This window comes from Lysinibacillus halotolerans, assembly GCF_003711845.1.
Lineage (GTDB): Bacteria > Bacillota > Bacilli > Bacillales_A > Planococcaceae > Ureibacillus > Ureibacillus halotolerans.
Map to the genome: position 1 here is coordinate 1 of NZ_RHLQ01000083.1, position 7,184 is coordinate 7,184.

The 7,184-nt window shown below is 34.5% G+C and carries 10 protein-coding genes; 9 read left to right on the forward strand and 1 reads right to left on the reverse strand.

Features of this window, described 5'->3' with window-relative positions:
• Positions 1-126: 126 nt before the first annotated feature.
• Positions 127-474: a DUF2500 domain-containing protein gene (locus tag EC501_RS17840; RefSeq protein ID WP_122973686.1), complete on the reverse strand. Its 348-nt coding sequence runs from the start codon at positions 472-474 to the stop codon at positions 127-129.
• Between the two features lie 334 nt (positions 475-808).
• Between EC501_RS17840 and EC501_RS17845 the strand changes: the two genes are divergently transcribed.
• From EC501_RS17845 to EC501_RS17885, 9 genes are all read left to right on the forward strand, one after another.
• Positions 809-1,117, forward strand: coding sequence for a winged helix-turn-helix transcriptional regulator (locus EC501_RS17845; RefSeq protein WP_122973687.1), 309 nt, complete (start codon positions 809-811; stop codon positions 1,115-1,117).
• 78 nt (positions 1,118-1,195) lie between these two features.
• Complete coding sequence (gene murB, locus EC501_RS17850) at positions 1,196-2,116, forward strand: UDP-N-acetylmuramate dehydrogenase (RefSeq protein ID WP_122973688.1); 921 nt, start codon at positions 1,196-1,198, stop codon at positions 2,114-2,116.
• A gap of 56 nt (positions 2,117-2,172) precedes the next feature.
• The gene (locus tag EC501_RS17855) at positions 2,173-2,931 is read left to right on the forward strand and encodes an exodeoxyribonuclease III (RefSeq protein WP_122973689.1); all 759 of its coding nucleotides are present in this window, start codon (positions 2,173-2,175) and stop codon (positions 2,929-2,931) included.
• A 133-nt stretch (positions 2,932-3,064) separates the two neighbouring features.
• Entirely contained in the window at positions 3,065-3,349 is a 285-nt protein-coding gene (locus EC501_RS17860; RefSeq protein WP_122973690.1) for a late competence development ComFB family protein, read from the forward strand.
• Positions 3,350-3,515: 166 nt separating this feature from the next.
• Positions 3,516-3,923, forward strand: coding sequence for a transcriptional regulator MntR (mntR, locus tag EC501_RS17865; RefSeq protein WP_122973691.1), 408 nt, complete (start codon positions 3,516-3,518; stop codon positions 3,921-3,923).
• Between the two features lie 44 nt (positions 3,924-3,967).
• Positions 3,968-4,822, forward strand: a complete 855-nt coding sequence (locus EC501_RS17870) for a CvfB family protein (RefSeq protein WP_122973692.1) — start codon at positions 3,968-3,970, stop codon at positions 4,820-4,822.
• Positions 4,823-5,093: 271 nt separating this feature from the next.
• Complete coding sequence (locus EC501_RS17875; RefSeq protein WP_241559396.1) at positions 5,094-5,957, forward strand: DUF1002 domain-containing protein; 864 nt, start codon at positions 5,094-5,096, stop codon at positions 5,955-5,957.
• Positions 5,958-6,046: 89 nt separating this feature from the next.
• Positions 6,047-6,328, forward strand: coding sequence for a GNAT family N-acetyltransferase (locus EC501_RS17880; RefSeq protein WP_122973693.1), 282 nt, complete (start codon positions 6,047-6,049; stop codon positions 6,326-6,328).
• A gap of 419 nt (positions 6,329-6,747) precedes the next feature.
• Positions 6,748-7,053: a hypothetical protein gene (locus tag EC501_RS17885; RefSeq protein ID WP_122973694.1), complete on the forward strand. Its 306-nt coding sequence runs from the start codon at positions 6,748-6,750 to the stop codon at positions 7,051-7,053.
• The last annotated feature ends 131 nt before the right edge of the window (positions 7,054-7,184 follow it).

Here is a 7,184-nt window from a genome sequence, read left to right on the forward strand (position 1 = left end):
AAGCTATGAACACTTTAAAGCGAAAATTTTATTAAATAATTTATCTAAGAAAATTGGGATTCATTTAGGATAATCGGGGTGCCGTGTAATATCACTTCACCCCAACATTTGACATAGAACCGTTTTTTATGAACGATTTCGTTCGAAACTTTTCAACCGTGTTCCTTGGAACGTAAGAATTCCTACATCACCTTCTGCAAGTAGACCAAATTCTTTACCAGTTATTTTAAATTCCATACGATCACCGCTTTCAACTTCAAAGGTTGCATAATAGCTAGTATAGGAATGGTCACCTTTCACTTCTGTTCGTTTTGCAATGACTCGTGCAGAAACTGACAAAACTGGTGCAGCATTATTGTTAACATTTTGTTTAATAGTTGAAGTGATTTGCCACAATATAACCCCAAATACGATGATAAAGCCAGCAATGATAAAAAATGTGATAGAACTAGTAAACATATCCCCTGTATACATATTCATCCCCCTAACTTTCCCATTGTCGAAATGAATAGAATCATATGTTAAAACATAAAATCATGGAAGTGAGATTCGAAGTAATAACGCCAAACATTTCGAGCTGTTGTTTCATAATAAGAAAAAATCTTATGTTTATTACGTTCCTTTTTTATAAAAGTTTCACATGTTGAAAAGATAATAACACTTAATTTAACCTCTATTTGGAAATATAAGTTACTTTTCGTAAGTTAGGGTAAAATGGTATACTATATAGAAGAAAGCTCATAGATCAGTTCATCCAAAAAGTAAAATTACAGAGTAGCTACTGTCGTAAAAGGGAAGGTGAACAATCTTGAAAGAAACGACAATTTGTCCTCGTTTATCGAAGGCGATGGAGTTATTAGGGAAACGTTGGACGACATTAATATTATATCAATTATTAGACGGCTCACAGCGTTTTAACGAAATAGAATCGGCTCTCCCTGTAAGTGGTCGACTCCTTTCAGAACGTTTGAAGGAATTGGAAAAAGAAGGGTTAGTTGAAAGGAAAGTATTTACAGAAGTACCAGTACGTGTGGAATATTCCCTTACAGATAAAGGAAAAGCGTTGGAAGGAGCAATCCGAGAAGTCGAGAAATGGTCACAAATTTGGATAAATTGATACGATGTATTACTTGTCAAAAAGCTTTTGATTACCCATACTAATATAGAGTATGACGTTAGAAAGGACTTTGCTTTTATGACAATTCAACAATGGGCAAAAGATTTAGCTCAAATCGTTAATCCAAATAATATTAAAATTAATGAATCTTTAAAGAAATACACAATGACGAAACTAGGGGGCAATGCAGATGTATTTGTCCTACCTGAAACAGAAGATGAGGCAGCACAAATCGTAAAATATGCCTACAATCATAATGTGCCGATTTTAATGTTAGGGAATGGCTCTAACATGGTAGTACGTGATGGGGGTGTACGAGGAATTGTTGTGTCTTTTACTAAATTAGATGAAATCCGAGTAGAAGGAAACCGACTTTATGCACAAAGTGGAGCTTTGATTAAAGAAGTTTCCCGTATTGCAGCAACAAATAGTTTAACAGGTTTTGAATTTGCTTGTGGAATACCAGGTTCCGTTGGTGGAGCAATGGCGATGAATGCCGGTGCATATGGTGGCGAAATAAAGGATATTATAATTGATTGTACAGTATTAACGAAGGAAGGCGAGCGCATCGTTCTAAGTAAAGATGACTTAGAATTGGGATACCGTAAGAGTATTATTGCGCAAAAAGGATACTTCGTCCTTTCCTCCAATTTCCAACTAGCAGAAGGTAATCAACAAGAAATTGATGAAAAAATTGCTGACCTTACCTTTAAGCGTGAATCAAAACAGCCTTTGGAATATCCATCTGCCGGAAGTGTCTTTAAAAGACCACCTGGTTACTTTGCAGGGAAATTAATTCAAGATAGTGGGCTCCAAGGTAAAGGTGTAGGCGATGCGGAAGTATCAACAAAACATGCTGGGTTTATCATTAATAAAGGAAATGCTACAGCGACGGATTACATTCAAACAATTCAAATGGTACAACGTGTCGTGAAAGAAAAGTTTGGTGTTGATCTAGAATTAGAAGTGAAAATTGTCGGTGAAGAAAGAACACAATAATGATTATTGGGCGCCTCTCTAATGATGGGCGCCTTCTTACATAGAAAGGGTTAAAAATGAAATTTATATCGTGGAATGTAAACGGAATTCGTGCATGTGTGAAAAAAGGCTTTGTGGATTATTTTAATGAAGTAGATGCAGACTTTTTCTGTATTCAAGAAACAAAATGTCAAGACGGTCAGATTGAATTACCATTCGAAGGATATTATCAATATTGGAACTATGCAGAGAAAAAAGGTTATTCTGGCACAGCGATTTTTACGAAGCATGAGCCCCTTTCAATTAAATATGGCGTAGGGGATCAAGAAACAGAATCAGAGGGTCGAATTATCACTTTGGAATATGAAAAATTTTATTTAGTTAATGTGTATACGCCAAATTCTAAACGGGATTTAGCCCGCCTATCAGAAAGATTAGAATGGGAAGATAATTTACTAGATTACTTGAAACAGCTCGATCGTATTAAACCGGTAATTTACTGTGGTGATTTAAATGTTGCCCATGAAGAAAAGGATTTGAAAAATGCGAAATCAAATGTCGGAAACTCTGGATTTACCTTTGAAGAACGGGGGAAAATGACAAATTTACTCCAATCAGGCTTTACAGATTCCTATCGACATTTTAATCCGGATCAAGATGATGCTTTTACTTGGTGGTCCTATATGAATAAAGTACGTGAACGAAATATAGGATGGCGTATTGATTATTTCATCGTTTCTAATAGATTAGTAGAATATGTTCAAAATACAGACATACATGCCCACATTTTAGGAAGTGATCATTGCCCAATTCTTTTAGAATTAGATTGGAAATAACATCTTAGTAAAAGGAAAAGTGTTGTGAAAAATTCCTATTAAGATAGTTGACATTCAAAAAACATCAGTTACTATTAATGAGTAATGTTTTGAAGCGATTTGTAAATAATAAAGGGTGGTAGAAGAAAGGTCTATGACAAAGCCGATATTAGTAAACGTCACAGAAGAAATTGTACAGGGCCTTGTTAGATTTATATTACACGGATCGGAATATCAAACATTTTGTCATTGCGAATTTTGCCAAATGGATATTGCGGCCGATGTTCTAAATCATTTGCCAACAGTATATGTATCAACGAGCACAGCTAGAGAAGAGGCGTTTCAATTATTAAAAACTCCTGAAAAAATGGAACGAATTAATAAACAAATTATATTATCGGTCCATAATGTTGGTAAAAGACCTCACCATAAAATTTAGCATGTCCAATTCGTCTAATAAGGCTTATTGGGCATTTTTGGCTTATATAGTGAAAGTATTTAGTAGTATTTTCAATAATATAACTGTCTATTATAGTTTTAAAGTTACCTTTTTAGATAGGTTGTAGTAAAATGAAACTGATATTTTGAAAGTGAGGAGACTTGTTATGCCAACACCTAGTATGGAGGATCATATCGAGCAAATTTATTTGTTAATTGAAAGTAAAGGATATGCGAGGGTGTCTGACATAGCTGAAGCATTATCTGTTCTTCCTTCCTCAGTTACAAAAATGGTACAAAAATTAGATAAAGACGGTTATTTAGTATACGAAAAGTATAGAGGGCTTACACTAACAACGAAGGGTGAAAAGCTAGGGAAACGTTTAGTAAAAAGACATGAGTTGCTAGAACAGTTTTTACGACTAATTGGCGTAGATGAGGAACATATATATGAAGATGTGGAAGGGATTGAACACCATTTAAGTTGGAATTCAATCGACCGCATTGCTGATTTAGTACAACTATTGGACGAAGATGAACAGTTAGTTAAAAGGTTAGAAGAAATGAAAGAATAATAAAGCAATTAAAGACTTTTGGTATGTGGAAAGGAAAGACGAAATTGAACGAATTAAAATCAGGTCAAGTCACGGAATTAACCGTACTAGAAGAGCAAGGTTCCAAATGGATATTAACGGATGGTCATATTGAAATTCCTTTAAATAGCTCTGAAGTACAAAGTCCTTTAAGTATTGGCGAACGTTTAAAAGTTTTCCTTTATGCAGATCGTCGAGGTAATTTACAGGCGACAACAGCCATTCCAACTATCTTACAAGGTGAATACGGTTGGGCCCGTGTCATTAAAGTGACAAAGGAAGGGGCTTTTGTTGATATCGGATCATCTAGAGAAGTTCTAGTAAAAGCAGAAGACTTACCTCCTATTGACAATTTATGGCCAGAAGTAGGCGATCATTTATTTTTAACTCTTCGTACAGATCGAAATGGCGATTTATTTGGGCGGTTAGTAACAGAGGAAAAAGTAAATGAGCTTTATGAAGGCGCATTTGACGAAATGCATAATAAAAATATAAAAGCCCGTCCTTATCGTTTATTGCCTGTAGGTTCATTTTTACTTGGGATAGACGCTCCTTATCGAATTTTCGTACATAATACGGAAATGGAAGCTGAACCAAGACTTGGTCAAGAAGTAGAAGTACGCATCATTGCGGTAAAGGAGGATGGTTCTTTAAACGGTTCCATGCTACCTCGCAAACATGAAAGACTTGGTAAAGATGCAGAAAAAATTTACGACTATTTACAAAGTGTAGGAGGGAAAATGCCCTTCGGAGATAAATCGACGCCTGAAGAAATTACAGAAATGTTCCATATGAGTAAAGGAGCATTTAAAAGAGCACTTGGTTCTCTAATGAAAGCAGGCAAAGTAAAACAACAAGACGGTTGGACAGAAATGATATAAAACGAACATGTATGCTGTGACGAAAACGAATTGTCACAGCATATTTATTAAAGGGAAAAAAACTTAGCATATTTAATAACTTCAAAACTAGAATAATATAATGGATGGTCATCACAGAAAGGGAGATTAGGTTTACTTTGGAACCTTTTACGTTCTCTAACGTACTAATTGGAGAACAATCCATTTTTATATGATGATTGTTTTGAAAGGGGATATGAAAGTGAAACAAAAGTGGTTATCTATAGTAGCGGTATTTACGTTGTTTGTAACGATGATTGTTCCAACGAATGTCTTTGCTGCTGCGAATAACAGTCAAAATGCGATTAATGAAAAATTAGGTGTTCCCATTGTAGTTTATGGAGCAAATTTATCGGAAGATGAAAAAGCGTTAGTAAAAGAAGCATTACAAGTTGATAAAGATCCAGAGGTAGATGAAATAACCGTTTCTGGTGAGGACTTAGTGAAATATATTAGTGATAGCAACCCAAGTTCTAGAATGTATTCCTCCGCAAAAATTACACGGGAAGATGAAGGGAAAGGGTTAGTTATTAGCATTGTTACACCGGATAATATAACTGAAGTAACTTCAGAGATGTATGCCAATGCAATGCTTACTGCAGGTATTGAAGATGCAACAGTGGAAATTGCTGCACCAAAACCGGTTACGGGCCATTCCGCATTAGTGGGAATTTATAAAGCATATGAAGTGAAAACTGGGGAAACATTAGATACAGAACGTACAGATGTTGCAAACGATGAGTTATCAGTAGCGACGGAAATTGCAGAGAATGCCAATATTAGCGATGAGAAAATCGCTGAATTGTTAACAGGTATTAAACAACAAATTGCTGAATTAAACCCTGCTACAAAAGAAGAAGTAGAACAAATTGTAAAAGACCAATTAGCAGCTCTAAATATTGAGTTGAGCGAACAAGACCGTCAGTTACTAGTGGATTTAATGGATCGCATTAGTAAACTAGATATCGATTTCTCTAAACTATCCGATCAATTATCTGATTTAACTACTAAATTTGAGGAAAAGTTTGGTGAATTGATGCAAGATGAAGGATTTTGGGATGGTGTGAAAAACTTCTTTAATAATCTAATTGATACGGTTTCTTCTTGGTTTAAATAGTGGCTTGAAGAAAACTATTGAAATGAAAGCGAAAATATTACAAAATTTCCTCAACTATGTTATATTTTTAGCGAATGGGAGGGATGAAAATGGATTTTAAATTAGCAGAAAGAAGTCCAAAACATTTTGCTTTTGAGTATGAACAAGAAGGGGAAAAGTTAGCAGAAATTGAGTGGACGGAGCATGATAACATTATGGATATGAACCATACGTACGTATCTGATGTGCTACGTGGTCAAGGGGTTGCCAAAAAATTGCTCGATAAGGCTGCTGACTATGCTAGAGAAAATAATTTAAAAATGAATGCCATTTGTTCTTATGTTGTAGCGGCTTTCGAAAAAAGCGACGCTTATAATGATGTAAAGGCATAATCATAAGGGTGTCAATAAGTAGAGTTTATACTTATTGACGCCCTTTTTTTAAAAGTTAATACACATTGGTGAAAGTATAGACGAAAAAAGTTAAAACAGTGGAAACAATGAAAATAGAGCTGATTTCTTTCCAGTCATAAGTAATATCTTGAAAATTCATCATAAATTCCTCCTTTAATCACGATTCATTTTTATCGGTTTTAGAGTAAATTTGTTATTTCACTAAAAAGTAGGAGTGCTGTTATTGAATAGTGCAAGATATTTTAGGGTGAATTAATAGAATTGTTATATATAAATATTCAAATGTTTTCAAGAATATTCATATATTTATATAAATTTTATTAAGTCATTTATAAATAGTTTTAAAAAAGTAAAATTGGGGAAAAGTATAGCATAACAAAAAACAGGAGGGATAATAAATGACAAAATTAAGAGGAAAAGGTTTTGTAATTTCGGCATTAGTAGCTGGGGCAGCTTCGTTTTTAAGTAAAAAGGAAAATCGTGATAAAACGATGAAATTCATTAATAATATGAAAAACCAGGCAAGTTCTCTTCTAGGTTCTAAACAATTGAATGGACAAACTGGTCAATCGTTAAAGGAGATTGCAGAAACACCAGCAAGTGCTAATACAACAAAAATTCGAGAAAATAACTTTATTGGCGAAGGTGGAGGTCAAACAGCCCTTGCCTATTATAATGAAAGTGATCAAAAACCAGTACATTAATTAAGAACGGAAAAAGAGGCTGGGACAAAACCCACCTCTGAAATGAAAAGCCGGTGAAATTTTACGATAAGTAAAATTTCACCGGCTTTGATTATTTTAAATAAAAAATAAGGACCACTTCTGATAAAATT